This window comes from Salibacterium salarium, assembly GCF_030813635.1.
In the GTDB taxonomy this organism is placed as follows: Bacteria; Bacillota; Bacilli; order Bacillales; family Marinococcaceae; genus Salibacterium; species Salibacterium salarium.
Genome location: NZ_JAUSUM010000001.1, coordinates 1,111,348 through 1,137,417, shown reverse-complemented (window position 1 = coordinate 1,137,417; position 26,070 = coordinate 1,111,348). Strand labels below are relative to the sequence as shown.

Below are 26,070 nucleotides of genomic sequence, written 5' to 3'. Positions count from 1 at the left end.
TCTCTCAAACAGCTTATTGTTTATCGGTCTCCACACCATTATGAGCGTAAACCGCTTCTTCATAATGAAGAACAGACTCTATTAAAATTTCCTGTATCTCACTCGACGATTCTTTTGCTTTTGACCATTCTTCTTCCAATTTTCCGATAGATTCATGCAAATGGATGAACTTTTCTCCCTCCCATGATTCCGTTTTTTCTAATAAATTTGTCACGTTAGATACTAATTCATCATCTACATTTTCATCCAATACCGCTTCGGCAGTGTCGGTCAGAATTTGTTTCGCTTGTAAAAGTTGCTTTGTCACCTCTTCGTTATTTCCAGTTGCTTCAGGATCAGGTACGGTTCTCGTTTTTTCATACACTTCCACTTGTTCCTCTTCAAAATAATCTAATAACCGTTGCGAATTTTTTTCTTGAAAAGATACACCTGAAAACAAATAGTAAAATTCACCATCATACGTTAATATCCCAGGAAACCCTTTGTCTAATAAATGATTTTGCATCTCTATCCCTTTTTCCTTGTTCGTAAAGGCACCAGCTTGTACAAAATACATGGTTAACGAATCATTGAACTCAGCAGTGATAGGAGGAGGTTCTTCGTCATCAATCACTGCCCCTGTAGAAGTATCACCTGCAGAAACAAACTGGAGTAACATAATTCCAAACAATAATCCTAAGGCTGCTGCTCCACCCGTTAATGATATAAAATAAAGAGAAATAGGCTTGTTTTCTTTCGATTCTGTTTGTCTAAGGCGTTGCTTTTTTCTCATCATTTTTAACGGAAGACCAGGTTTTTTGTTTTTTTTAGGCTTTTGTTCCCGGTCTGCCGCTGCTTCTGTTTCAGCTGCTCGTCGTTCGTTCCAATCTATGATGGAAAAATCATTGGAGGGCGCTTGAACTTGTTCGGAGCGAGTCTTTTCTTTCACATGCTTGCCGTTAATTTTTAAGGAAACATCAGGCTCGTCCTTTTTCATCACATCGTCCCCTTTCCAAAGCTATTAGCATTTATTGGTTACCATAGCATATTAAAATTAAAAAAGAACGAGACCTCTGTCGGCTCGCTCTTAAAAAGATTGTCAATTATCGTCTCAACTTGAATAATCGAATTTTCTTTTTTATGACTCTTCCATACTAGAAGATATATCACGTTCTTCTAGCTCTGTTTCTGGATAATAGAAAGCAGTAAGAATAATTGTTGTCGTTAACGGATCTGGCTCTTCGTCCTCCCAAACTTGCTTTTCTCTTCCATCAAAACGAAGCATATCTACATTCAGCAGGCGCTTACTATGATCAATAGATTCTAAAAAACTCGCTACATTCTCATATTGAGGCGTTCGTACACGGACAAGGTAAGAAAAAGGAGTCGCCTCGCCCCGGTCTTCTGTTGCAATTTCTTCTTCCGGTATGTCTGCTTCAGAATCCGCAGCCGTTGTATCAACTTCGTCTAATTTTTCAATGGAAAGAATATAGCTGTCAGACATTTCTTCAGCTCGATCCAGCTCTAACAGTATTTCATCCGGCATCGGCTGCAGCGGAAGCTCTCGCTGCAAAGAATACAAATCAGCAGCAACGTCTTTTGAAGAAGCGGTGCTTTCTCTTTCTGCTTCCCCTAACCTATTTTCTAATACTTCGATTTCTTCGGCTAGGGTTTGCTGGCTCGATTGGAGCGGTTGAATGGTTGATATATATTGATAACAACTGATACCAACAATCGACAGTCCCGCAACTATGATAACAATCCAGTGCAGCCGTTCAACATTAACTCTCATATTGTTCACCTGATTGTCTTAATTCTCTGCCTTCTACATTCATCTCAAACACCGCTTTATACCTTGGAATACGTTCCTCTTCATGGAATCTTTCCGGATTTTCTTCTAATGGATCAGAATAATTCACTGATACCATCGACACATTAGAGAAGGATTCCTCTTCCTGAAGAGTGTGCTGCAAATCAGCTGCTTCATTTACTTCATTAACTTGCACCGTTACATTTAATAAGGACGGATAGGCGTAATCTATCGCTGTAATGTAACCACCGTCGGGCAATGAAGCAGTCATTCTTTCTAGCAAGCTAGAAGCGGGAACAATCGTGTTATGTATAGTGTTAGCTGCCTGTTGGAGATCGGCGATTTCTCCCTCTTCTCCCTGCCTGGATTGTTCCGCTTGAATCTCTGATGACAAGGCCTGCTGTTCCTCTTCTAATGTTGCCACCGCTTCTTCTTCTTTTGCGATCATAAATTGAGTTGAAACATAAACCATTACAAGCAGCACAAGGAGAACACTAAAAACAACCAGCCAAGTTCCATCTTTTTTCTCTTTTTCTGGAAGTAAATTGATATCTGCTATCATCGACGTTCCCCCAACTAGTTTCTGTCTATAGTCAGTTTCGTATGTTTTCCTTTAAAACGAGTCCTGCGTTTTCAAAAAAACGGACCGGTATTTCTTCTTCCAACACTGTCATCTTTGCTGTTGCAGCTTCACTTACAGGAATCTCAACTCGTTCAGCCAACGCATCCACCCACATTTGTAAAAAAGGGTGGTCTCCTCCGACTATCATTCTATCAATCCCGTAGGTTCCTTGTTGAAGAGAATATCTATAAAAACTCATGATTCTTTCTATTTCATCGGTTACTGTATCAACTTGCTCACGTAATGTTTCATCATTTCCAATCCATTCAGGATAATAGTCTTCTGTTCTACCCGTCTTCATTTCCCAAGATTTCAGACTCTTTTCTAACGGTATGTGACTGATAAACAGTGGTTTATCTGCTGTGTAAATACTAACAAGTGCTGCCACTGCCTGCATGTCCATTTGCAACAACAATGTATGCTCTTTTGCACTGACAACTTTTGTAGCAGCAAGCGTACGATAAAGGCATATGGCTGAGATATCAGCTGCATTCGGTTTACATCGGACCTTTTGTAGCATTGATGCGTACGCCTCTACATGATATCGAGGAGCAGTTAACAAGATAACAGCATGGCCTTCCGGGGCATAGACAAAATCGAAAACTGGATCTTCAAAAGGAACTGGGATGCTTTCGCCAATTTCCATGTATAAGTATGCCGCCGCTTCATTTTTTTCTGTATCTTCTGGTAAAGATACCTTCCTTGCTACAATGAACACATCAGGGATGCAATATTGGACTGGTTGATTACGTAATCCCCACTGATCGACACATTCTAAAAGAATTTGCTCAAGCCTTTCATCGTCTTCGATTTTCCCTTCACTGATGACACCTTTGGGCAAATACTTTTCTTCCATACGTTCTATATTATCTAAACCTGGTCCTTTTGCTTTTATAAAACGAATGACATGATCCTTTATCATGAGAGTGTTTCTTTTTTCTTTTTTCTTTCCGAACAACTCCATGTCACCTTTCCCCCTCAGACCTGCACACCCCTAAAATCATTTATCTATGAAAAAATCAGTATACCAAGTCAACAAGTTGTCTCCAATAAATAGTGTAATGATACTACCTGCTGCGATAAATGGACCAAAAGGCATCGGCACTCCTCTTTGTACTTTTCCAATCAACATACCGATACCGCCAATGACAGCACCTAAAAATACTGCAAGGAAGAAAGTGAGCACTAACCCTTGCCAACCGAAAAACAGACCAAGAAGCGCGAATAATTTTATATCACCGCCACCCATGCCTCCCTTGCTGATGATAGCAAGTACTAGCAGCAACACAAAGCCTAAAGCTGCTCCAGCCCAAGCATTCCACCACGGATCAAGTGGCGCTGCGGTCATCCTTATTAAAAGGATGGGGATCGTAAAGACAATCAGAATTTTGTCGGGAATCAGCATGGTTGATATATCGCTTACTATGATAATGATAAGGAGTGAAATCAGTAATAAAGCAGCAAGCATCTGCCAAGATAGTCCCCAAGAAAACCAAGCAGCTAGATAAAGAACTGCCGTCAAACTTTCTATAATAGGGTAAAAACAAGATACTCTTGCTTTACATGTTCGACACTTGCCACCAATCATTAAATATGACAAGACCGGTATTAAATCTATTGCCTGCAATGTTGTTCCACATGTCGAACAACGGGACCTTGGACTTATAATAGATTCCCTTTTTGGCACTCGCAACCCTACAACATTAAAAAAAGAGCCGAATATTAGTCCAACTATGCCTATGTATACAGACCAAAAGACATCCATGTTATGTCCTTCCTTCGACTATTGTCGCATATTATTGACTTTATTCTACCATACCTTACGCATGACGAATAGCAGTATTCCATTCTATCTGTTAAAAAACTGCCTTTATAGCGGATGTAAGAAGAGCATCCTACTAATATAAGGCAGTATGATATACAATATATTAATTATTACCGTTCAAATCTACTAACTCTCTTCCCTCATCATCTTCACTTCCTCGGAGGGCATCAATTGTTTCATCGCTAATGTAATTTCCACCTTCCTCAGCAGCTAGTGTAATAGTGTAGGTAGGATTTTCATTTCCATCATCTCCATCACCATCTCCACCATTATCTATCTCCACGATAGAATTACTATGATCATACGGACCATTATTACCAGGGCTTTCCACGTTTTCTATATAGCCGCCCTCTACTAAGTCTTCTATTGAATACTCGTAGGTGCCATTTTTTTCGTCTACTGCTAAATCTGACACTTGTGCAAGTCTAGCTGAACTTACCATTTGTTCAGCATTGGCAATATGAGCGTCTTTTTTACTATTATCAATAATTCCACCTATGCTCGGAACAGCGATTGCCGCAATAATCCCTAAAATAACAATTACGGCGAGCAGTTCAATCAACGTCAACCCTCGTTCATTTTTTGCAGCGTTTAATACATTTTTCATTTTTTCTTCCTCCTTAATTCTTTTAGACCAAGACTTAATACCTTTTTTCGTTAAGTTAAACATAAAAAATGGCCATTGTACCTGAATGTGTATTCAGTCTAAAATGGCCGGTTGCACTAGCAGCTACGGACGACCCAAGTGCCCAAATACAGGTAATCCCTCTTCGCTTCCATAGTTCTATATGTTCACTACTTTTTTCATTATAGTGAACAAAATGAGATTTGTCATCCTTTTTTTCTAGATTTATTGAACAGCATCAAACATATCAAACATCGGAACAGCAATAGATGCTACAATGATTCCTACGACTGCTGCTAGTATTAAAATCATAATCGGTTCAATCAGTGATTTTATCTGATCTGTAGCAGCGTCCACTTCCGCTTCATAATAGTCTGCCACTTTGCTTAACATCGAATCAAGCGAACCAGACGTTTCTCCAACAGCAATCATTTGAGTTACCATTGGCGGAAAAACCCAGTCTTTCTCTAACGGACTGGCAATCGATTCTCCTCGTTCTACTTCTCCTTTAGCTTTTTGCAATGTAACAGATATTATCTCATTCCCCGTCACACGTTGCACAATGGATAGGGAAGATATAATCGGTACAGAACTACCTAACAAAGAACTGAGTGTTCTTGTCATTCTTGCAATCGCTGCTTTTTGCAGTAATACTCCAAAAATAGGAAGCTTTAATAAAACAAAGTCTGTATAATATAAAAAAACGCTACTCTGTCGTCTTCCCGCTTTTATAAGGAACGGTACAATCCCAATCGTCACTAAAACAATCCACCACCATCGTCCAAATAACTCTCCCGCATTCAACACCATGAGAGTGATAGTAGGGAGTTCCTCATCAAACGATTCGTACATATCCGCAAATGTAGGTACAATATACATTAATAGAAAAAAGACAACAGCAACTGCTACAACACCTATTACTGATGGATATGTTAAAGCAGAAATAACCTTACGCCTAGTATCATATTGCTTTTCAAACAAAGAAGCTAGTCTATCCAATATTCCATCCAAATTCCCACTTGCTTCTCCTGCTCTTACCATATTTACGAATAGGGAAGAAAAAACACTTGGATATTTCGCCGTTGCTTCTGAAAAAGATACACCTGCCCGTAATTCATTTTCTAATTCTGACAAGATTATTCGGAACGATTTCTTTTCCGTTTGCCTAATAAGTATATTCATCGCTTCTACCAAAGTAATTCCAGCTTGAAGCAACGTAGACAATTGCCGTAGAAATAAAACAAATTCTTTTGTCGAAACTTTTTTACCTATGGAAAGGTCTTTATACAAGATACCTTCCAGCATTTTCAATTCTTTTGCTGCGATTCCCTGTTTATATAGTTTTTCTTTTACGTCGTTTGTGCTGGCACCTTTCTTTTTGCCGCTAACAATCTGTCCTTTTTTATTAAGGCCTTTATATTGAAAATAAGGCATATTTATCTCCTACCTGTTTATAAAATGCTATTACTCCGCCGTTGGGGTGGTGAGAAATGATTGTGCTGCTGTTTTATCAATGACATCTTTTTGAAGCAGCTCCTTTATCGACATTTCTAATGTGTGCATACCTTCTGCTTTACTCGTTTGCATGACACTTGGAATTTGATGGATTTTTTCATTCCGAATTAAATTTTGAACAGCTCCATTACTTGTTAACACTTCAGTTGCTGCCTGCCTTCCCTCTCCACCTTTTTTACGAAATAAACGTTGACTGATGACAGCACTCAAAACAGATGCAAGTTGAATTCTAATTTGAATTTGTTGATCAGGAGGAAATACATCAATGATACGATCAATCGTTGCTGCCGCGTTCGTCGTGTGAAGTGTTCCAAGTACCAGGTGACCAGTTTCAGCTGCTGTAATAGCTGTTGAGATTGTTTCTAAATCTCTCATCTCTCCAACTAATATAATATCGGGATCTTGACGCAAACATGAACGCAGGCCATTCGCAAAGTTTTGCGTGTCAAACCCAATTTCTCGTTGATCTACCAAAGAGCGTTGATGTTTATGTAAATACTCTATAGGATCTTCGAGTGTAATAATGTGACGTTTCATCGTTTGATTGACATAATCTATCATCGACGCAAGTGTAGTTGATTTTCCACTACCTGTCGGCCCAGTCACTAACACCAATCCTTGTGGTTTTTCAGCGATTGTTTGTACAAATTCAGGCATATGCAACTCTTGCAAAGATGGAATATGAGTTGGAACAACACGAATCGCCATACTTACACAAGAACGTTGAAAATAAGCGTTCATTCGAAAACGCGACACCCCACGAATACCATGCGAAAAATCAATCTCACCTTTTTTTTGAAACTTATGCCATAGCGGCTCCATCATTACCGATTTAGCCATTTCTTCCGTATCTTGCGGGCGCAGAGGTTCATCACCTTGACGTGAAAGTTCCCCGTTTATCCGAAAGATTGGAGGAATCCCTACTGTAATATGAATATCTGAAGCTCCTTTTTCAAAAGCATCCGTCAGTAAAGTATCTAAGCGATGTGACATGCCTTTTCCCCCTCCTTATTCATCGACAGCTACTCTCAAAATCTCTTCTATCGTTGTACTGCCTTGTTTTACTTTTAACAAACCATCATCTATTAGAAAAATCATACCTTCTTTTAGTGCATATTGCCTTAACGTAGCTATCGACTCATGATTCATGAGCATGTTTCGAATCGTGTCATCCATTTCAAGTAGTTCATGAATAGCCAATCGTCCACGATAGCCTGTATGGTTACATGATGAGCAGCCCTTCCCTTTATAAACGGTACCCGGTGCTATCCCGCGTTTTTCAAATAGTTCTTTTTCCATCTCGTTTGGTTCATAAGGCTGGCGACAGTTTACGCAAATTTTGCGGACAAGACGTTGAGCAGCAATCCCGGATAATGATGAGACAACCATATACGGCTCTACTCCCATATCCATTAAACGAGGCACGGTTGCAATGGCACTATTAGTATGTAGTGTACTAAATACAAGATGCCCGGTAAGAGAAGCTCTGATAGCAATGTCAGCCGTTTCTGAATCCCGGATCTCCCCCACCATTACTATGTTAGGATCTTGTCGCAAAATTGAACGTAATCCAGTCGCAAACGTTAACCCTATGTCAGCATTTACCTGCATTTGATTAATTCCTTCAAGTTGATATTCTACAGGATCCTCGACCGTTATAATATTGACCTTTTCCGTGTTCAAATGATGCAGCGATGCATATAAAGTTGATGTTTTTCCAGAACCTGTAGGACCCGTCAACAAGACCATTCCTGATGGCTGTTCTATTAAATTTTTAAAACGGTTATAATTTACTTTATTAAAACCTAATTCAGAAATATTATTTAGCGAACTGCCTAAATCCATTATTCGTAAAACGATTTTTTCTCCAAAAACAGTAGGAAGTATCGATATTCTAAGATCAATGGGGTGCAGGTCGACCGTTGTTTTCACACGTCCATCTTGGGGAAGTCTTGTTTCTGTAATATTTAAATCAGCCATGATCTTTATTCGAGCTGTGAGGGCGTTCTGCATGTTTTTTGGGAAGGCCTGATCTGTCTTTAATATACCGTCAATCCGGTAACGAACGAGCACTTTCGATTCATGCGGATCAATGTGAATATCACTTGCCTGCTGCTTCAGTCCGTATGAAATCATTTGATCAACCATTCTAATGATGGGAGCATCTTCGTCTTGATTTCCTTCCTCATCCCAATTTTCCGGGCTATCGTTCTCTGCAAACTGTTCTAACGACTCTTGAATATGGTAATGCTTTTGAATATATGTCCTAAGTTCTTCGTGCGTTGCAATGACCGGATCTATGTGGAAGCCGGTAGCTACACGTAATTCATCAATCGCAAAATAGTCCATCGGATCTGCCATCGCTACACGAAGGCGCTGTCCTTCCTTTTGGAGCGGTAAAAGTACATGTCGGAGCGCAAACTCTTTGCTCAAAAGCCGTATAGCACTTTCTTCCACCGGGTGATTATGAAGGCTGATGCGAGGGATACCTAATTGGTATTCCAACGCTTCAATTAATTGTTGTTCATTAATATAATTTCGTTCAATCAGCGCGTCTCCAAGCTTTTGATTGTTTCGTTTTGTTTGGAGTGTATCTTCTAGTTTATCCTCTGTAATTAAGTTTGCTTCGAGCAAAAGATCCCCTAGTCGTTTACGTCTTTCTGCCATATGTCACACCCCTTTTAATCGTAACCTTTGACTGGAGTATCATCATCCGTATCTTCAAGTGTATCTTCTGGCTCCCTGTTTTCTTCTTTCTTTGCTTCACCTTCCGTTACAGTCGTATCATTTTCTGATTCCTCTAACTCCTCTTCTGTTTCATCAACATCATTCATTTCACCTTCTGATTCAGTAGATTCGTTATCATTTTCTTCCCAAACTTGTTCAGGTATTTCATCATCCATAGCCGCTCTATCCTGTAAACTCCACTCTTCCAATCGTTGAACAGGTGCGTAATAATCTTGTGCCAGCTCAGTTTCCTCTATCACAACGTCCTCATCGTTTTTCACTTCACGAATAACGTCTGCAAAATGCCCAACTTCACCATCAGTAAGAGTCTCTTTTTCACCGGGAGACCGCGAAGAATTGAACGTTACAATGGTCCTTGGTTCCATTGTTTCCTCTTCTCTTGTTCCCATTGAATAATCGTGTAAAAAAGGCAGACCTTGCAACGAAACAGTTAATTGATTTCTTTCTACTTCTAAATTCCATTCATAAGCATATATATTCGGATTATAAAAACGTAAATCTTCTTTCTCCGGTTCAACATGGGCATCTTGTCCCAATTCTATATAAGAAGGAAGACTTTCATTAATATGTCGTTCGCTTAATACGAAGTTCGTTTGGCCCATTACTTGAAAAAATGCAGAAGCTAGTACATCCAAGGAAGGGTCATCAAAATAAGACACATCGCTTCCCTCTAATGCCTGTATTAAAGAAAACGTTGTATGAGACGGTGTTTCATAACCATCTAATGCACCTATCCATTCTTGGAAATACGATGGGAAAGGTTCATTTCGCGTGATTGTTACTTGATTAAATGTCTCTTTTTCCAACGCATAATCTTCATCAAAATAGTCCGCAACATCAACTTGCTCATAATCACTGTCTGTAATATTAGAAATTACAGTTAATCTATTTTTTAAATCTGCCATAGACACACGTTCGCGCAGATTGGCAAAGGAGAAACGTTCAAGGTGATTCTCTACCGCTGATTGATTAATGGTAGCTTGCAGCGGAATACTTCCTTTTTCAAGAGCAAGATCAATACTTTTTGCCACATCTATGTTTATCACCTCAGAATCGAAAATAACTTCCTCATTAAATAAGGAAAGGGCTGTACCAGAGCTGTTTTTCCAGTTTTCGCTCTCTTCAGTAAGTATTTCATTAGCGTCTGATTCGAGTAATCCCCCTACATTAACACCACCAATGACAGTGCTTTCTGGTAAGCGTTCTTCAGAAGTCCAAGCTGCTTCCATAGCAACTGTACTCCCCCAAGAAAATAGAAATATAAAGAATGCTGTCAATGTTAACAAAATAAAAGATTTTTCGATGTAATAGTTTCGTTTCATTAGGCGCACCTCACCGGTTACTCTCGTTTATTGCATATTCATCGTCTAGTTCTTCTAATAATCTCAGTCGTTTATCGGATATGTCTGTTTTGTTTATCTCGTCGTAGGACCGTGTATTGTTTTGTTGGACCACTAAATCTTCTTCTGCCTCGTCCTCTTCTCGCTCTTCCATGTCTATTTCTTCTTCAGATTGTTCGTCTTTTTCTATTAAGAAAGAACGATGTTGAAAAAAGTCCAATTCCCCATTATCTGTCGTACTATCTTCTTCGACAAAAGAACTCGTGTCTAACATATCGTCCTTCTTTGAAATGAAATCACCAGCGGCGTTATTATCTACGTTCAACTCATCGTCCGCAGTAAGATAACGATTGTCTGCTGACACACTATAAGCAGGCGATTCCAGTCTTTCACGTGCTTGTCCGTAGTTCTCTTGTTGCTTTATTTCAGCGACTTCATCTATCTTTTCGATTTTCTCCGACTCCTCTGCAATAGTATCAGCATATTCCATTTGTTTACCAAAAATAATAGAAAACAATAAAAGCAGAGCAACTAAAACAATTAATCCTAAGGACCAAAAGTAAATCTCTTGTATTAAATAAACTAACATAACAATCATAAAAGCTGCTGTAATCAGCTGTATTCGTAATCGTCTATTAATCTCTAATGGTATTACACGTAGGACAAAATACCCTAAAATAGCTCCTGTCCCCATCATTACAAAGACCATTGAACCACCACCCTTTGTCCTATCATATCGTATTTTCTTACGTATGTGTAACTCTCTGCGATAATTTTTACATTTCAACATAGAAAAAGGATAACCAGATCTACTGAAAGATCGAGCTATCCTTGTTATATAAACGTTAACATAAGAAGTTAAGATTTTATAAAGTTTGCAACTTCCGATATAAAATAAAGAGAACCGGCAAACACAACAATGTCGTCTGTATCTGCTTTTTGTTTAATAGTTTCCCATGCCTCTTTCCAACTCGAATAGGCCTTTGTTTCTGGAATAGGGCTTTTTTCTGTGATGTCTTCTGCTTTGGCTGCCCGGTAAAAATCAAATGTTACCATCGATGCTGAAGCGATGGACAACCTTTTAAGAGGATCGAGCAGCAAATCTGGGTCTTTTTCTTTTGTCATTCCAACAATGAAATGAAAACGACGTCCTGTAAAATGTTCCTCTAATGCTTCTGCAAGACTCTCCATTCCTTCTTTATTGTGAGCGCCGTCTAATAGAAGTGGTGGTTTTGTTTTTCGATAATCAAGACGTCCGATCCAAGTTGCTTTTTTTAAACCTGTCCGAATATGTTCTTCGTCAACCGGAAGAGCAAAGTACATCACTAAATAACGGAAAGCCATTAAAGCTGCAGCGGCGTTTTTCGTTTGATGAGCCCCCAGCATCGTTATTTCTAAATCACTAATATGATTGAGATTAGATTGAAATGAAAACATCCATCCATGTGCATTTGATTGAGCATTTATCACTTCAAAATCGCGGTTCATTTGATACAATCTCGTCCTCGCATCTGTTGCAGCTTCCTCAAAAATAGACAATGCTTCAGGATTTGTTTCACATGTTACAACAGGAACACCCGATTTTATAATGCCTGCTTTTTCCCGAGCAATTTCTTCAATAGTGTCCCCTAAAATCGCTTGATGATCATGGCCGACATTTGTGATAATGCTCACCATCGGATGAACCGCATTAGTCGAGTCAAGACGTCCTCCAAGTCCAACTTCCCAAATGACAAGATCAGCAAACGCCTTAGAAGCGAAATAATGAGCCGCAATCACAGTTAGAACTTCAAATTCGGTTGGAGAACCAAATGCACTTTTCGCTATATTTTCTGCTATTGGTCTCACCGCGTTTGCACTTTCAAGAAAATCTTGTTCAGAAATGGGATCGCCATTAATCGCAATTCTTTCTCTAAATTCATGCACATAAGGAGAAGTGAAGGTCCCACACACTAATCCCGCTTCTTTCATCGGTTCTTTTAGGAAAGTGACGGTCGAACCTTTTCCGTTCGTTCCTCCAACATGGATACTTTTTAAACGTCGTTCCGGATTACCGATTCCTTCGAGCATCATTCGAACCCGATCGAGTCCTGGACGCATTCCAAAGGCCGTGAACTCACTTATCCATTCTCGTGCTTGTTCATACGTCTGCATAGTCGTAGCATTCCTTTCGTTCATCGATCCGTTTATGCTTGTAACTCTCGTATGCGAGCTTCCACTTTTTCACGTTTCTCTAAATAATCATTCTCTTTTTGTTTTTCTTCAGCAACAACATTTTCTGGTGCTTTTTGAATAAATCCATCATTGGACAGCTTTTTCTGTACACGTTCTACTTCTTTATCGAGCTTTTCTTTTTCTTTTTCAAGTCTTGCGATTTCTTCCTCAAGATCTATTAAGCCCGCAAGCGGCATATAAAGCTCAGCACCAGTCAGCACATGGGAAATCGACTTTTCTGGCACCTCGAGATCAGTATTAATTACAAGTTGTCCCGGATTGCAAAAGCGAGTTAAATAATCGCGTCCGCGTTCTAGTTGTCGAGCGACAACGTCATCTCCTGGTTTAAGTTGTAAATCAATCGCTTTACTTGGTGCTGCATTCATTTCTGCCCGTGTATTGCGGACAGCGTGAATAATGCTTTTTAGGATTTCCATGTCCTGTATTGCTTCTTTATCCATGTAGCTTTCATTTGCTTTAGGCCAAGCTGCAACAGTTATCGATTCTCCATCATGAGGGAGATGCTGCCATATCTCTTCTGTAATAAAAGGCATAATAGGATGCAGAAGACGCATTGTTTCATCTAGAACATGTGCCAGCACCGACCGTGTCGTATGTTTTGCAGCTTCGTCTTCCCCATACAACGGTAATTTAGCCATTTCAATATACCAATCACAAACGTCATCCCAAATAAAGTTATACAGCAGCCGACCAACTTCTCCAAATTCATAATTATCCATCAAACGTGTTACATCCCTCGTCGTCTCTTGCAAACGAGTCAAAATCCAGCGGTCGGCAATCGTTTTATCTCCATCAAGGTTGATTTCTTCGTATGTCAACCCGTCCATATTCATTAATGCAAAGCGAGAGGCATTCCAAATTTTATTAGCAAAATTCCAATTAGCTTCTATCTTTTCCCAATGGAACCTTAAATCATTTCCAGGTGTCGTTCCGGTCGCTAGAAAGAAGCGGAGTGCATCGGCTCCATATTTATCAATAACATCCATCGGGTCCACTCCGTTCCCAAGGGATTTACTCATTTTTCTGCCTTCAGAATCCCGTACAAGCCCATGAATCAAAACGTCTTTAAATGGGCGTTGACCGGTAAACTCAAGACCTTGGAAAATCATACGGGAAACCCAGAAGAAGATAATGTCATATCCAGTAACAAGAACGTTTGTCGGATAAAAACGCTGATAATCAGAATGATCCTTATCTGGCCATCCCATTGTAGAAAACGGCCATAATGCTGAACTGAACCAAGTATCTAACACATCTTCATCCTGCTCCCATTTTTCTAAGTCAGAAGGGGCAGTGTGTCCGACGTGCATTTCTCCAGTTTCTTTATGATACCAAGCCGGAACCCTATGTCCCCACCAAAGCTGTCGGGAAATACACCAATCCCGAATATTTTCAAGCCAATGTAAATATGTTTTTTCAAAACGATCCGGAACAAACTCTACTTTTCCTTCTTGTTTTTGCAGTTCGATCGCTTTTTCAGCAAGAGGCTTCATTTTCACAAACCACTGCGTAGACAAATAAGGCTCGACAACGGCACCGCTCCGCTCAGAATGACCAACAGAGTGCATATGTTCCTCGATATCAAAAAGAATGCCTTCTGTTTGCAAGTCTTTTACTAGCTGTTCGCGGCATTCAAACCGGTTTAACCCTTGGTACCTCCCGGCATTTTCATTCATTGTTCCCGACTCATCCATCACATGAATTCGTTCGAGTTCATGACGATTTCCCATTTCAAAGTCATTCGGATCATGAGCAGGAGTTATTTTCACAGCACCTGATCCAAATTCCATATCAACGTAATCATCAGCAATAATTTCAATGTCGCGCCCAATAATTGGAAGAACCGCTGTTTTACCTATCAAATGACGATACCGTTCGTCCTCCGGATGAACAGCAACGGCAGTGTCCCCTAGCATTGTTTCCGGTCGGGTGGTAGCAACTTCAATATGCCCAGATCCATCTTTAAGCGGATATTTCATATGGTAAAAGTATCCCTGTACTTCCTTGTATTCCACTTCAATATCAGAGAGGGCTGTTTTTGTCTCTGGATCCCAGTTAATAATATATTGTCCACGGTAGATTAAACCTTTGTTATATAAGGAAACAAAGACTTCACGTACAGCAGTTGAAAGGCCATCATCAAGCGTAAAACGTTCCCGGGAATAATCAAGGGAAAGACCCATCTTCGCCCACTGTTGACGAATAAATTCTGCGTATTCCTCTTTCCACTCCCATGATTTTTCTAAAAATTTCTCACGTCCGAGTTCATAACGGTTTGTTCCTTCTTCCCTCAGTTTTCCTTCCACTTTAGCCTGTGTAGCAATACCAGCATGATCCATTCCTGGAAGCCACAGCATATCATACCCTTGCATGCGTTTTAGACGAGAAATAATATCTTGAAGCGTCGTATCCCAAGCATGTCCTAGATGAAGCCGGCCGGTTACATTCGGCGGCGGGATAACAATTGTAAACGGCTCCTTATCTCCTTGTCCTTCTGCATTAAAAAACTTACCTTCCGTCCAGTATGGATACCATTTTGTCTCCGTGTCTAATGGATTATATTTTGTTGGCATATTTGTTTCTTGATTAGCCATATGACACACTCCTTCGTGTTATTTTTTACATAAAAAAATCCCTTCATCTTGAAAAAGGACGAAGAGAAGATCGCGGTACCACCTTTATTCACAGACAAACGTAATCTGTGCGCTCTATTGGGATAACGGATCAACCGGCTTCCACTACTTCATTTCAAGGAAGCTGCTCGAGGGCGACATTCCGAACTTTTAACCTGAAAAATCTCTCAGCCGTGGATTTTTCTTTCTGTACAGGTGGAAAAGGACGTACTCCTCCCTGTTCTCACAATTTTATATAACCATATTTTACGTTTAAAACAAGCAGGCGTCAAGTTGCCAAATCATCCACAAAAAGTATTTTGGAATAGACAAGCACAATGTTGTTCTTTGATGCATAACATATCATAACTATTCTTAGGTAGAAAAGGTGGTAAAATATGGGATATCACCCTCCTCCTCATCATGGACCGCCGCGGCCTCATTATTGTCCGCCAAAAAAACGCAAAAAAAAGCACCACCATCATAGACCTCGGCCACGATGGTGGATAAAGTGGAAGTTGGCTTGTATGCAGATATTACTTCCGCTTATTTGCTTTCAGTTATTGCGCACTCTTATTTTCCCAACCAGCTTTGACGTATTGTTACTATTTTTTTTAATCGGTTTTTATGCCTTTCTCTTTTTCTCACGAAAATACTGACATTACTTCAAATGCTTTATTCCTTGTTTATTTCAGGCCAAGTGTCCATATCCTTTTTTATTTTTTCGAATAACCAGACATGTTGTTCGAGGGCTTGGGTGAGGTTTGGTTCCTCACAAAGTTCTCGATGACGTGTATCTTTAATAAATCTAGAAAGAGGACCAGGGTAGAGTATTTGACTTTTAACCAAAGCTTGATCAGCCTCATTCAAAGGGGAATGTTGATTATAAGTCTGCATCCAGCTATACCCTTTCACAGGCTCCCAACACCGTTCTTCCATACAGCTTTTATACATCCAGGCAATATCATGTGCAGGATGCCCCACTTCTGTTTGTTCTAGATTGATAAAACGGTAATTCAGCTTGGGATCGGTGATTAAATGATGTGGTGACGGTCTTCCATGACACTGAACTAGTCGTATTGTTTGTCGTTCTTCTGCTTTTCTTTCCCACTCATCAAAAAACGACATCGAACACTGATACATATCATAAATTAACGGAAAATGAGACAAATACGATAGTTCCAACGGAGAAAAATATCGCTTCTTTTCTATTTCATCAGCCAATACTTCCAGTTCCAACAATTCTTGGTCTCGTTCTCGCCTCATCTTTTCTCCATTTTCCTGCCATTCTTGACTTCGTATCGCTATTTTCTTATCCGTCGAGCGGTGAAACACAGCCAGGGTTTTGAAAAAATCTGTTTCTTTTCGTTTACCACCACAGCTTTTTCCCCATGGCGAAAGATAATATATTTTTCCTCCTTGTTCCACACTCCATTCCCCACTTTCAGTCGGCAATACGGGAGTTACGGCAGGAAGTTGTTGTTTTTGAAAAAAACGAAGCGTCTGTAAAAACCGCTCCGCTCTTTCTTGTTTTATATATGTTTCTTTTAAAGCGAAAACACCTTCCGCTGCTTCCACTTTTATCGCTTTTCCATATCGTGTGAAAGTGATAGGGTGAATAGGATACTTATATAGCACCTGTTCTATATCATTATTCATTATCATTACTACTTCTTGTGGCCGTAGCAGGAATGTATAATATTTGACCTTCTTCCAAATGTTCATGGTCGAGCCTGTTAAAACGCAATAAGTGACTGATTGTTGTTTGATAACGAGATGCAATAGTATCTAATGATTCGTTTTCTTGAATGATGCACATTTTCAAACGGGAAAACTCTTCTTCTCCGTTCGTCATGACTTTTGTTAAATACAAGGCATTATCATCCCGATCAGAGGTCGCTGATGTTTCTGGTTCTTCTTCTGGCGCCGCTACTTCTTCGGTTTTTGTTTCGACTGGTTGTTCTTCTTCGTCCTCCTCGAATTCTGGTTCTCTACTATGAAAAGCTGTTACGATGACATCTGTCTCTTCCTCTGCTTCCGTTATTTCTTCTTCCTGCTGTTCGACCGTTTCGTCCTCATAAAAAGAAGGAACTTCATCAACATTCTCAAGCGACTTTTTTTCTACCTCTTCGTCTTCTTGAAGGTATCTTAATGATTCAACTTCTTGATTTTCTGTAGACGATGGTTCTACCGCCCTTTCTTCTGTTTCCGGCTGATAAGTCGCTTCCATATCCCACCTGGGCATCGGCTCCGGGACGGATACTGGTTCGACTCTTTGTGGTTCTTGGCCTGGTTTCTCTTCTTTCATCCCCGTAATACTTACATCTGCTGTGAGCTGAATGCATCCAGGTTCTGGAAGGTCATAATCAAATCCATCAATATTAACGTAAATATCATCCAAATTCTGAATGCGGTTTAATGGAATCGTGACATCAACCGGAAAAAAGTGCTGCAGCTCACCAATTCCGTCATCACGGCGTGTATTTTTTTCTATATATTGCGGTACAGGCTGTGTTTCTTCCTCTTCATTACGCGATTCATTTTCGGCGAAAGGGTGATATTCCCCGTTTAGATGAAGCCCCCCTTTAATTTCCACATAATCATATTTTTCTTCAATCCGAATATCTGGCTCTAATCCCAATGACAACAGCTCACTTATTTTCTCACCCTGATCTAGCCATACTGCTTCTTCTAAACTAAATGTTAATGCTGAAGAATGTTCTTCTCCCATACGTGAGTCCCTCCTTCATATATGATAAACATAAGGTTGTCTTATTCTTCCTGCTCATAGCTTCTATCAATTTTAATGTATGCTTTTAACAATCAAACTATGAACCATAAATCTCTTCTATTACGTTGTCATTTAATATCGGTGCTGATAAAATTAATTCGTATTGCGAATCATCAACTTATATTACATCTTTGAGGGAGTTTGTATGAAAAACTTAAGCAATGTACTACAATCTCTATCATCGAAACAAAAACTACCGTTGCAGCCTACCTTTTTCTATGGATGGATCATTGTTGTTATCGCCGGTCTCGGAGCGTTTTTTTCGGGGCCAGGGCAAACGTATACGTTATCTGTTTTTATAGACGCCTATATCGAGCATTTTTCTGAATCCCGTACAACCATTTCAAGTCTATATTCTGCCGCTACTTTATTAGCAGGAATTTTATTATTTTTAATTGGTAGAATCATAGATAAAAAAGGTCAACGTTTTACCGCTATCCTTGTCGGATCTATGCTCGCTGTTGCTTGCTTTTGGAACAGTGCTGTTGTTGGGCCGATTATGATGTTTATTGGTTTTTTTATGCTCCGGTTGTTTGGGCAGGGGTCAATGACACTCGTTCCCAACACATTAATTCCGCAATGGTTTTCCAAACAAAGGGGGCGTGCTTTCAGCTTCATGACACTTGGCGTACTCCTTAGTGCTGCTGCTATGCCGCCTATTCACTTGTTTTTAATTGAAACATGGGGGTGGCGATTTGCCTGGCAATTCTGGGGAACGATGCTGGTCATTATCTTTCTTCCCCTTGCTTTTGTTTTCATTCGGAACAAGCCAGAGGATGTTGGCCTGCTTCCAGATGACGAAGGGAAAAACGGAAATCGAGAAAAAGCAGCTGCCGCATCAGCAGAGGAACGCCAAGCTTCTTCTTGGTCTGTAAAAGAAGCTGTACATTCGAAAGCGTTCTGGTTCGCAATGTTTTGTGCGGTTGTCCCTGCTCTTGTCAACACTGGTATTACTTTTCACCTGTTTTCCATTCTCGGCGAAAAAGGCATTGCTCGTCCGGTCATTGCATTTCTCTTAAGTCTTATGCCAATATCAGCTTTTGTTTTCACTTTAGTCGCAGGTTTTGTGGTTGAAAGAATTCGAGTTCATCAGCTTTATGCGTTAAGTTTCCTATTGAGCGCCGGAACGTTAGTTATGCTTATCTTTGGCGAACAAATTTGGGTTATCGTTCTATTTATCATATTGTGGGGCGTGTTTGATGGAACCTCGAAGATTTGTAACAATATGATTTGGCCTGAATATTTTGGATTGAATAACTTGGGGAAATTAAAAAGTTTTGCAACAACCGCCGTTGTAACAGGGTCTGCACTAGGACCTCTCCCTTTTGGAATGGCATTTGATTATTTTGGTCGATATGACGAAATCCTATGGATCATGATGGGACTCCCGTTACTTGCTATGATTCTCGCATTTTCATCACCACCTCCAGTAAAAAAGAGCAGATGAGGAGAATAACTCTCCAATCTGCTCTTTCTATTATTTGATTTTCGCAAAGGTATGTTCCGCTGCTTCAATTGTTTTTGTAATGTCTTCTTCACTGTGTGCAGTAGATAGGAAAATACCTTCAAACTGCGAAGGTGGCAGTGAAATACCTTGTTGCATCATTTCCCGGAAATACCGGCCGAACAAATCTAAATCTGATGTTTTCGCCGTATCAAAATTGACTACTTTTTCATCTGTAAAGAACAATCCTGTCATTGCACCAGCACGATTAATATGATGCGGAATTCCATGCTTTGTAGCGGCTTCTTCCAAACCATCCGCCAATTGATTGCCAAGTTTGTTAAACTGTTCATAGTGTTCTGGTGTCATTTGATTTAATGTCTCGAATCCAGCGGTCATCGCAAGAGGATTTCCTGATAATGTACCAGCTTGATAAATCGGACCAGTCGGCGCGATTTTTTCCATAATGTCCGCGCGACCACCATAAGCACCCACAGGTAAACCGCCACCGATAACCTTTCCAAGACAAGTTAAATCAGGAGTTACACCATATTTACCTTGGGCGCTGTTGTAACCGACCCGAAAACCTGTCATAACTTCGTCAAAAATTAGCAGACTTCCATTTTTATCGGTAATATCCCGTACACCTTGTAAAAATCCATCTTCAGGGAGAACAACCCCCATGTTTCCTGTCACAGGCTCCATAATAACAGCAGCAATTTCTTCTCCATACTTTTCAAAAGCCAACTTCAAACTTTCTAAATCATTATACGGCACCGTCAACGTATTAGATGCTATTCCTTCAGGTACACCTGGACTGTCCGGAAGACCAAGGGTTGCAACACCAGAACCCGCTTTAATAAGTAGAGAGTCGCCATGACCATGATAACAGCCTTCCATTTTTACAATCTTGTCACGTCCAGTAAATCCTCGCGCTAACCGTAAGGCACTCATCGTTGCTTCTGTACCGGAGTTAACCATTCTAACCACATCAATCGATGGGACCCGATCAATAATGAGATTCGCCAGTTTTGTTTCCATTTGGTGAGAAGTCCCAAAACTTGTTCCTTTTTCGGTTGCTTTTTTCAACTGCTCCACCACATGATCATCAGCATGTCCCCGAATTAATGGTCCCCAAGAAAGGACGTAATCAATAAATTCATTTCCATCCAGGTCCCATACTTTTGAACCTTTTCCTTCCTCGATATAAACAGGAGGATGACCGACGGAATTATACGTACGCACTGGGCTGCTTACCCCTCCCGGCATCAATGGTTCAGCTTTATCATAAGCAGACTGGGATTTATCGAATTTTTTCATTTCAAACACTCCTTTAGTCCATTTCTCCATTCATTTTCACTCTACAAACAGCTTATCAAATTTGCCTATATTTTGTCCTGCTTTGATTAAGAAAACACATCTGTCCTGGCACAAAAACCAGGACAGTGTATATTATTATTCTTCTTCAAGCCATTTGGCAGCATCGATAGCAAAGTACGTTACAATCAAATCGGCACCCGCTCTTTTCATACTAGTCAACTTCTCCATCACTACTTCTTTTTCATCAATCCAACCGTTTTGAGCAGCGCTTTTAACCATGGAGTATTCCCCTGATACGTTATAAGCGACAACAGGCATTCCGGTTTCATCCTTTACTTCACGGACGACATCAAGATATGACATTGCTGGTTTTACAATTAGAAAATCAGCTCCTTGTTCTACATCTGACTTCGCTTCACGTAGAGCTTCTAAACGATTTGGCGGATCCATTTGATAGGTTTTGCGGTCACCAAATGACGGTGTACTATGTGCCGCATCCCGGAACGGACCATAAAACGCAGAAGCAAATTTTACGGAGTAAGACATAATCGGTATGTCTTTATGGCCTGCTTCATCCAAACCTTTTCGAATCGTAGTCGTAAATCCATCCATCATATTCGATGGGGCAATGATATCTGCTCCGGCATTTGCTTGTGAAACGGCGGTATCCGTCAATAGATGAAGAGACGGATCATTTAAAATCACACCGTCTTCGATAATACCGCAATGACCATGATCCGTATATTGACACAAACAAGTATCAGCAATAACAGTCATAGAAGCATTTGTTTCTTTAATCTGCCGGATTGCTTTTTGAACAATCCCTTCTTCTGCATAGGCTTCCGAACCATTTTGGTCTTTATGCTCTGGTACTCCAAACACCATAACCGACAAAACACCATGATGTTCCAGGCGATTCATTTCTTCTGTCAAGTAATCGAGCGAAACATGAAACACACCGGGCATAGAAGGTACTTCTTTTTTTATATTTTCACCTTCGACCACAAAAATAGGATAAATTAAATCTTCCTTGCGCAGAAAATTTTCCCGTACCATTTTTCGAATCCCCGTTGTACGGCGTAATCGACGATGTCTATCATACGTTATTTCACTCATTATGATTTTCCTCCTTTATTAAGTCCGCTATACTGCGAACCATCCCTTCAATCGTATAAGGATAAGCCGTTTTATGACAGGTGAACCCTTGTCGTACCACTTCTTCATCTGTCACAGACCCGATACTAACGACAGGATTTTTTTTCCATAGAGCGGGAGGGGTTTCCTGTAAAAATGAAACAAAGGCTTTTACGGCAGAAGGACTTGTAAACGTCAGTATATCTACATTGCCTTTGTTTATATAGTCCAGCAGCTTCGTCTTGTTTTCCTCCGCAGGAACGCTTGTGTAAAGTGGCAATTCTTCTACATAAGCTCCTATTTCTCTAAGCGCCATCGGGATAACAGGACGAGCACGAGCACTTTTCGGAAATAATACCCGCTCTCCCTCCGCAACGTGAACTTGCAGCAATTCTGCTAACCCTTCCGCCGTATATTTATTGGGCACTAAATCAGGAGTTCTGCCCTTTTTTTTCAACCAGTTAGATGTTTTTTTTCCGACAGAAGCTATTCGAACATCGTCATGTAGTGAAAGACCGGTTTCTTGCTGTACTTCCTCAAAAAAAGCTACCGCATTTGCACTTGTAAAAACAATCCAATCCCAGGAAGAAGATTGAACTGTGGAGATTTGTTCTTTACTTTTTGGTAAGCGTACCGTACGAATTAACGGAAGGTTATGTGCTACACCGCCTTCTGCTTCAATTAAGCGTTGCAAGGCGGGAGCTTGTCGAGGCGGCCTTGTCACAAGGACAGTATGTCCCTTGAGTGGCTGGGACATTAGCCATCCAGCTCTGCTTTTACTTTATCAAGAATTTCTTTGCCGCCTCTTTCAAGCAATGCACGAGCTGCCAACCGTCCTACTTCTTGTGGATCTTGTCCTGTTCTTTTTTCACGTAAAATCGTTTCTCCATCCGGCGAACCGACAAGAGCTGTTAAGGAAATATCACCATTTGATTCCAGTAACGCATATCCCCCTATTGGAACTTGACAACCGCCTTCTACTTCTTGTAAAAAGGCTCGTTCTGCTGTCACTCTCTTAGCAACGGCTTCATCATTTAATTCAGCAAGCACACGTTGTACTTCCTCATCATCTGAACGACATTCTAAACCAAGTGCGCCTTGACCAACAGCAGGTAAACACACATCAGGATCTAAATATTCCGTTACAATTTCTTCGCTCCAACCCATTCGACTTAAACCAGCTGAAGCCAATACAATAGCATCAAAGTTTTCTTCACGCAGTTTGCGCAATCTTGTTTCAATATTTCCGCGTATCCATTGCACGTGTAAATCGGGACGCTCAGCTAAAATTTGGGAAGATCGGCGCAAACTGCTTGTACCGACAACAGCCCCTTCTGGAAGATCAGCAAAACGAACATTATCGTTTGAAATCAGCACATCACGAGGATCCACACGGTTGGTAATGGCACCAATCATAAATCCTTCCTCTAATTCACCGGGCAAGTCTTTCATGCTATGTACGGCGATATCAATTTCGTGATTCATCATCGCTTCCTCGATTTCTTTAACAAAAAGACCTTTCCCCCCTACTTTTGAAAGCGTCACGTCTAAGATTTTATCACCTTTTGTGACAATCTTTTTTGTATCAAACGTGTAAGGAAGATCTCGTTTATTTAATTCATTTACTACCCATTCAGTCTGCTTCATCGCCAGATTGCTTTTTCGAGTTCCTAATATAATTGTACGCATGTTATTCCTCCATCCATGATGACTGCTTTTTCTAAAAATACCAAAAATGAAAATCCGTCAATTCGCCTGACAAAAAATAGTTAATTAACACAAGCAGAAATCCCGCCAGATTAAGAAGTGCCATATTGTAACCTCTTCGATGTTTGACCGCCCAGAGGTATAAGTAAACACTATAAACAATGAGCACGAGCTCCGATCCAATTACTTTTGCATCCAACCATGGAAGTTCCTGAAGTTGTATCGACGCCCAAACAAACCCAAGAATGAAACCAAGCAACATACACGGTACGCCAATTGTTGTCATTAAAAAAGAAAGACGTTCCATCTTCGGCAGGTTTTCCAAGCGTAATAACCGTTTTCCCCACTGTTTCCTTTTCAAAAGGTGATGCTGCAGCATGTATAAAACAGAAAATACAACAGCTATCGTGAATGCAGCGTAGGAAAGCATTATAAGTGATACATGAACGACGAGTAATTCCGAAATAAGTAAGTCGTTTAATCCATTCGGCACGTCACCATCTGGTGTAAATAGGCTGAACGACATCATGACAAAGCCTACCACATTAGTAAAAAAAACAAGGAAATCTACTCGAAAAAACCAATTGATAACCAACGATAAGGTTACAAGTAACCAAGCATAAAAAAACAGCCCCTCAAATGGTGTAATAACGGGCATTCTGTCATATTGCAACGCCCGGATGATAAAAAATGCTGTTTGCAGCACCCAGACTATAGAAAGCAACCAGAAGGCGAATCGATTCACCCTCCGGTTATTTTGCAAAAAGTCTATGAAATACCCAAATACACTCAGGCTGTAAAGCACGATGGTTACCACATAGATAATTCCAGCTGAAGCAACCATTCGTTAAAACTCCTCTCCTAGGAGCGGAAGGTAACATCTTTTGCATAAGCATAAGGAGAAATAGATCGTTTCTTTTGTTTTCCCCAGGTTTTCTCCGCTTCTTCTACTTTTGCTTGTTGTTCTTCCGCTTCCTTTGCCATTTCCACTTCTTCTTCTAAACCGAAAATTTCAGTGAATAAAGCCAGGGAATCGTCTGCATCCGGTTCCGCAGCCATTTCTTTAGCTCTCGTAATCGGCTCACGCAACATTTGGTTTATAATACTTTTCGTGTGCTTTTGCAGAACTTTCTTGTCCCTATCAGACAAATCTGGAAGTTTTCGCTCAATACTATCCATTGTTTCTGATTGAATAGAAAGAGCTTTTGAGCGCAAAGCAGATATTACAGGAACGACACCAAGTGTGTGTACCCACTCTTTAAAAGCGTTTATCTCAGGTTGAATCATACCTTCAATCTCTTCTGCTTCTTGTTTACGTTCCTTCATATTCGCAGCTACAATTCCTTGTAAATCATCAATATCATACAAGAAAATGTTATCTAATTCAGCAAGTTCCGGATCAAAATCCCGTGGAACTGCAATATCAACCATAAAAAGTGGACGTCCTTTACGCTGCTTTAACACTTTTTGGAGCATTGGTTTATCCAGTACGTACTCCGCTGATCCTGTGGAAGAAATCACAACATCTGCATCAATCATGTGCTGACGCAGATTGTCCATACTTCCTGCCTTTCCAAAGAAACGTTCAGCAAGTTCTGCTGCCTTAGCATACGTTCGATTTAGTACTGTCACTTCTGCTGCGCCGCTTGAGTGAAGATGTTTCGCTGTTAGCTCACTCATTTTACCGGCACCAATTACGACAACATGCTTGTCCTTAAAATCACCGAGGATTTTCTTCCCTAGTTCAACCGCCGCATAACTTACAGAAACAGCATTATCATTAATCTCTGTATCATTATGGGCTTTTTTAGCAAAAGTTATAGCCTGCCGAAATAATTCATTTAAAACAGTTCCAGTCGCTTCCTCATTTTGAGCCTGAAAGAAACTGTGTTTCACCTGACCTAAAATCTGTGTTTCTCCAAGCACCATAGAATCCAATCCTGTTGCAACACGAAACAAATGCTCTATTGCTGTATCGTTTTCGCGAATATTTAAATGAGCCCCAAACTCATCTATAGGTAAACCAAACCATTCATATAAAAACTTTTTTACAAAATGGCGTCCTGTGTGTAATTGATCGGCTACCACATAAATTTCTGTCCGATTACAGGTAGACACAATTGTACACTCCAGAATACTTTTCATACCACGAAGTTTATGCAAAGCGTCAGGAAGGGATTCGTCTTGAAATGCCAACTGTTCCCTTATTGCTACAGGGGTTGTTTTATAATCAAAGCCAGCCTCTATAATATGCATCTTCTACTCACCCCCACCATTGCTGCAAACACAGTTGTTTGTCTATATTATTCATTATTTCTACATATTCGTAACATCATACATTATTGTAACATGTATGAAAAAAA

Annotated in this window: 23 protein-coding genes, 1 riboswitch and 1 other annotated feature; of the genes, 2 read left to right on the top strand and 21 right to left on the bottom strand. The window is 40.3% G+C overall.

Going from position 1 to position 26,070, the window contains the following annotated elements:
- Positions 1-13: 13 nt before the first annotated feature.
- From J2S78_RS05425 to J2S78_RS05365, 13 genes are all read right to left on the bottom strand, one after another.
- Complete coding sequence (locus J2S78_RS05425; RefSeq protein ID WP_306896915.1) at positions 14-976, bottom strand: hypothetical protein; 963 nt, start codon at positions 974-976, stop codon at positions 14-16.
- A gap of 141 nt (positions 977-1,117) precedes the next feature.
- Complete coding sequence (locus tag J2S78_RS05420; protein WP_306896914.1) at positions 1,118-1,771, bottom strand: hypothetical protein; 654 nt, start codon at positions 1,769-1,771, stop codon at positions 1,118-1,120.
- On the bottom strand, positions 1,761-2,351 hold the full coding sequence (locus J2S78_RS05415) for a PilN family protein (protein ID WP_306896913.1): 591 nt from the start codon (positions 2,349-2,351) through the stop codon (positions 1,761-1,763). Before J2S78_RS05415 ends, J2S78_RS05420 begins: the two co-directional genes overlap by 11 nt.
- 31 nt (positions 2,352-2,382) lie before the next feature.
- Positions 2,383-3,375 (bottom strand): type IV pilus biogenesis protein PilM, encoded by a 993-nt coding sequence (gene pilM / locus J2S78_RS05410; RefSeq protein WP_306896912.1) that lies wholly within the window; start codon positions 3,373-3,375, stop codon positions 2,383-2,385.
- 36 nt (positions 3,376-3,411) lie between these two features.
- Positions 3,412-4,176 carry a prepilin peptidase gene (locus tag J2S78_RS05405; protein WP_306896911.1) on the bottom strand — a complete coding sequence of 255 codons (765 nt, stop codon included), beginning with the start codon at positions 4,174-4,176 and terminating at the stop codon, positions 3,412-3,414.
- Positions 4,177-4,339: 163 nt separating this feature from the next.
- Complete coding sequence (locus J2S78_RS05400) at positions 4,340-4,843, bottom strand: competence type IV pilus major pilin ComGC (RefSeq protein ID WP_306896910.1); 504 nt, start codon at positions 4,841-4,843, stop codon at positions 4,340-4,342.
- Positions 4,844-4,942: 99 nt separating this feature from the next.
- Positions 4,943-5,023, bottom strand: a riboswitch (cyclic di-GMP riboswitch).
- A 63-nt stretch (positions 5,024-5,086) separates the two neighbouring features.
- The gene (locus tag J2S78_RS05395) at positions 5,087-6,295 is read right to left on the bottom strand and encodes a type II secretion system F family protein (RefSeq protein ID WP_306896909.1); all 1,209 of its coding nucleotides are present in this window, start codon (positions 6,293-6,295) and stop codon (positions 5,087-5,089) included.
- Positions 6,296-6,325: 30 nt separating this feature from the next.
- Positions 6,326-7,369: a type IV pilus twitching motility protein PilT gene (locus tag J2S78_RS05390; protein WP_306896908.1), complete on the bottom strand. Its 1,044-nt coding sequence runs from the start codon at positions 7,367-7,369 to the stop codon at positions 6,326-6,328.
- Between the two features lie 15 nt (positions 7,370-7,384).
- Entirely contained in the window at positions 7,385-9,043 is a 1,659-nt protein-coding gene (locus J2S78_RS05385; RefSeq protein WP_306896907.1) for a GspE/PulE family protein, read from the bottom strand.
- 14 nt (positions 9,044-9,057) lie between these two features.
- On the bottom strand, positions 9,058-10,446 hold the full coding sequence (locus J2S78_RS05380) for a hypothetical protein (RefSeq protein ID WP_306896906.1): 1,389 nt from the start codon (positions 10,444-10,446) through the stop codon (positions 9,058-9,060).
- A gap of 10 nt (positions 10,447-10,456) precedes the next feature.
- On the bottom strand, positions 10,457-11,173 hold the full coding sequence (locus J2S78_RS05375; protein ID WP_306896905.1) for a hypothetical protein: 717 nt from the start codon (positions 11,171-11,173) through the stop codon (positions 10,457-10,459).
- A 149-nt stretch (positions 11,174-11,322) separates the two neighbouring features.
- Positions 11,323-12,618, bottom strand: a complete 1,296-nt coding sequence (locus tag J2S78_RS05370) for a bifunctional folylpolyglutamate synthase/dihydrofolate synthase (RefSeq protein WP_306896904.1) — start codon at positions 12,616-12,618, stop codon at positions 11,323-11,325.
- 32 nt (positions 12,619-12,650) lie between these two features.
- Positions 12,651-15,293, bottom strand: a complete 2,643-nt coding sequence (locus J2S78_RS05365) for a valine--tRNA ligase (protein ID WP_306896903.1) — start codon at positions 15,291-15,293, stop codon at positions 12,651-12,653.
- A 51-nt stretch (positions 15,294-15,344) separates the two neighbouring features.
- Positions 15,345-15,565 (bottom strand) — a binding site (T-box leader).
- Between the two features lie 144 nt (positions 15,566-15,709).
- Between J2S78_RS05365 and J2S78_RS17145 the strand changes: the two genes are divergently transcribed.
- The gene (locus J2S78_RS17145) at positions 15,710-15,970 is read left to right on the top strand and encodes a YszA family small membrane protein (protein WP_503167812.1); all 261 of its coding nucleotides are present in this window, start codon (positions 15,710-15,712) and stop codon (positions 15,968-15,970) included.
- Positions 15,971-15,986: 16 nt separating this feature from the next.
- On the opposite strand, the gene J2S78_RS05360 is transcribed toward J2S78_RS17145, so the two are convergent.
- Complete coding sequence (locus J2S78_RS05360; RefSeq protein ID WP_306896902.1) at positions 15,987-16,970, bottom strand: YutH/CotS family kinase-like spore coat protein; 984 nt, start codon at positions 16,968-16,970, stop codon at positions 15,987-15,989.
- A complete protein-coding gene (spoVID, locus tag J2S78_RS05355) occupies positions 16,963-18,042 on the bottom strand; it encodes a stage VI sporulation protein D (RefSeq protein ID WP_306896901.1) in 1,080 nt (359 codons plus the stop codon). The genes J2S78_RS05360 and spoVID overlap by 8 nt, the downstream gene beginning before the upstream one ends.
- Before the next feature lie 205 nt (positions 18,043-18,247).
- On the opposite strand from spoVID, the gene J2S78_RS05350 reads away from it, so the two are divergent.
- The gene (locus tag J2S78_RS05350; protein WP_306896900.1) at positions 18,248-19,549 is read left to right on the top strand and encodes an MFS transporter; all 1,302 of its coding nucleotides are present in this window, start codon (positions 18,248-18,250) and stop codon (positions 19,547-19,549) included.
- A 30-nt stretch (positions 19,550-19,579) separates the two neighbouring features.
- Here the strand turns inward: J2S78_RS05350 and hemL are convergent, their stop codons facing one another.
- The 6 genes from hemL to hemA all read right to left on the bottom strand — a co-directional run bounded on the left by hemL (position 19,580) and on the right by hemA (position 25,963).
- On the bottom strand, positions 19,580-20,866 hold the full coding sequence (gene hemL, locus J2S78_RS05345) for a glutamate-1-semialdehyde 2,1-aminomutase (protein WP_306896899.1): 1,287 nt from the start codon (positions 20,864-20,866) through the stop codon (positions 19,580-19,582).
- 135 nt (positions 20,867-21,001) lie between these two features.
- A complete protein-coding gene (gene hemB / locus J2S78_RS05340) occupies positions 21,002-21,982 on the bottom strand; it encodes a porphobilinogen synthase (RefSeq protein WP_306896898.1) in 981 nt (326 codons plus the stop codon).
- Positions 21,975-22,757 (bottom strand): uroporphyrinogen-III synthase, encoded by a 783-nt coding sequence (locus tag J2S78_RS05335; RefSeq protein WP_306896897.1) that lies wholly within the window; start codon positions 22,755-22,757, stop codon positions 21,975-21,977. The genes hemB and J2S78_RS05335 overlap by 8 nt, the downstream gene beginning before the upstream one ends.
- A complete protein-coding gene (hemC, locus tag J2S78_RS05330; protein WP_306896896.1) occupies positions 22,757-23,689 on the bottom strand; it encodes a hydroxymethylbilane synthase in 933 nt (310 codons plus the stop codon). Before hemC ends, J2S78_RS05335 begins: the two co-directional genes overlap by 1 nt.
- Positions 23,690-23,720: 31 nt before the next feature.
- The gene (locus J2S78_RS05325) at positions 23,721-24,551 is read right to left on the bottom strand and encodes a cytochrome C assembly family protein (protein WP_306896895.1); all 831 of its coding nucleotides are present in this window, start codon (positions 24,549-24,551) and stop codon (positions 23,721-23,723) included.
- 17 nt (positions 24,552-24,568) lie between these two features.
- On the bottom strand, positions 24,569-25,963 hold the full coding sequence (gene hemA, locus J2S78_RS05320; protein WP_306896894.1) for a glutamyl-tRNA reductase: 1,395 nt from the start codon (positions 25,961-25,963) through the stop codon (positions 24,569-24,571).
- Positions 25,964-26,070 lie beyond the last annotated feature (107 nt).

Coding starts and splice junctions, on each gene's coding strand:
- J2S78_RS05425 (WP_306896915.1), bottom strand. CDS start 976: ATGAAAAAGGACGAGCCTGATGTTTCCTTAAAAATTAACGGCAAGCAT.
- J2S78_RS05420 (WP_306896914.1), bottom strand. CDS start 1,771: ATGAGAGTTAATGTTGAACGGCTGCACTGGATTGTTATCATAGTTGCG.
- J2S78_RS05415 (WP_306896913.1), bottom strand. CDS start 2,351: ATGATAGCAGATATCAATTTACTTCCAGAAAAAGAGAAAAAAGATGGA.
- pilM (WP_306896912.1), bottom strand. CDS start 3,375: ATGGAGTTGTTCGGAAAGAAAAAAGAAAAAAGAAACACTCTCATGATA.
- J2S78_RS05405 (WP_306896911.1), bottom strand. CDS start 4,176: ATGGATGTCTTTTGGTCTGTATACATAGGCATAGTTGGACTAATATTC.
- J2S78_RS05400 (WP_306896910.1), bottom strand. CDS start 4,843: ATGAAAAATGTATTAAACGCTGCAAAAAATGAACGAGGGTTGACGTTG.
- J2S78_RS05395 (WP_306896909.1), bottom strand. CDS start 6,295: ATGCCTTATTTTCAATATAAAGGCCTTAATAAAAAAGGACAGATTGTT.
- J2S78_RS05390 (WP_306896908.1), bottom strand. CDS start 7,369: ATGTCACATCGCTTAGATACTTTACTGACGGATGCTTTTGAAAAAGGA.
- J2S78_RS05385 (WP_306896907.1), bottom strand. CDS start 9,043: ATGGCAGAAAGACGTAAACGACTAGGGGATCTTTTGCTCGAAGCAAAC.
- J2S78_RS05380 (WP_306896906.1), bottom strand. CDS start 10,446: ATGAAACGAAACTATTACATCGAAAAATCTTTTATTTTGTTAACATTG.
- J2S78_RS05375 (WP_306896905.1), bottom strand. CDS start 11,173: ATGGTCTTTGTAATGATGGGGACAGGAGCTATTTTAGGGTATTTTGTC.
- J2S78_RS05370 (WP_306896904.1), bottom strand. CDS start 12,618: ATGCAGACGTATGAACAAGCACGAGAATGGATAAGTGAGTTCACGGCC.
- J2S78_RS05365 (WP_306896903.1), bottom strand. CDS start 15,293: ATGGCTAATCAAGAAACAAATATGCCAACAAAATATAATCCATTAGAC.
- J2S78_RS17145 (WP_503167812.1), top strand. CDS start 15,710: ATGGGATATCACCCTCCTCCTCATCATGGACCGCCGCGGCCTCATTAT.
- J2S78_RS05360 (WP_306896902.1), bottom strand. CDS start 16,970: ATGAATAATGATATAGAACAGGTGCTATATAAGTATCCTATTCACCCT.
- spoVID (WP_306896901.1), bottom strand. CDS start 18,042: ATGGGAGAAGAACATTCTTCAGCATTAACATTTAGTTTAGAAGAAGCA.
- J2S78_RS05350 (WP_306896900.1), top strand. CDS start 18,248: ATGAAAAACTTAAGCAATGTACTACAATCTCTATCATCGAAACAAAAA.
- hemL (WP_306896899.1), bottom strand. CDS start 20,866: ATGAAAAAATTCGATAAATCCCAGTCTGCTTATGATAAAGCTGAACCA.
- hemB (WP_306896898.1), bottom strand. CDS start 21,982: ATGAGTGAAATAACGTATGATAGACATCGTCGATTACGCCGTACAACG.
- J2S78_RS05335 (WP_306896897.1), bottom strand. CDS start 22,757: ATGTCCCAGCCACTCAAGGGACATACTGTCCTTGTGACAAGGCCGCCT.
- hemC (WP_306896896.1), bottom strand. CDS start 23,689: ATGCGTACAATTATATTAGGAACTCGAAAAAGCAATCTGGCGATGAAG.
- J2S78_RS05325 (WP_306896895.1), bottom strand. CDS start 24,551: ATGGTTGCTTCAGCTGGAATTATCTATGTGGTAACCATCGTGCTTTAC.
- hemA (WP_306896894.1), bottom strand. CDS start 25,963: ATGCATATTATAGAGGCTGGCTTTGATTATAAAACAACCCCTGTAGCA.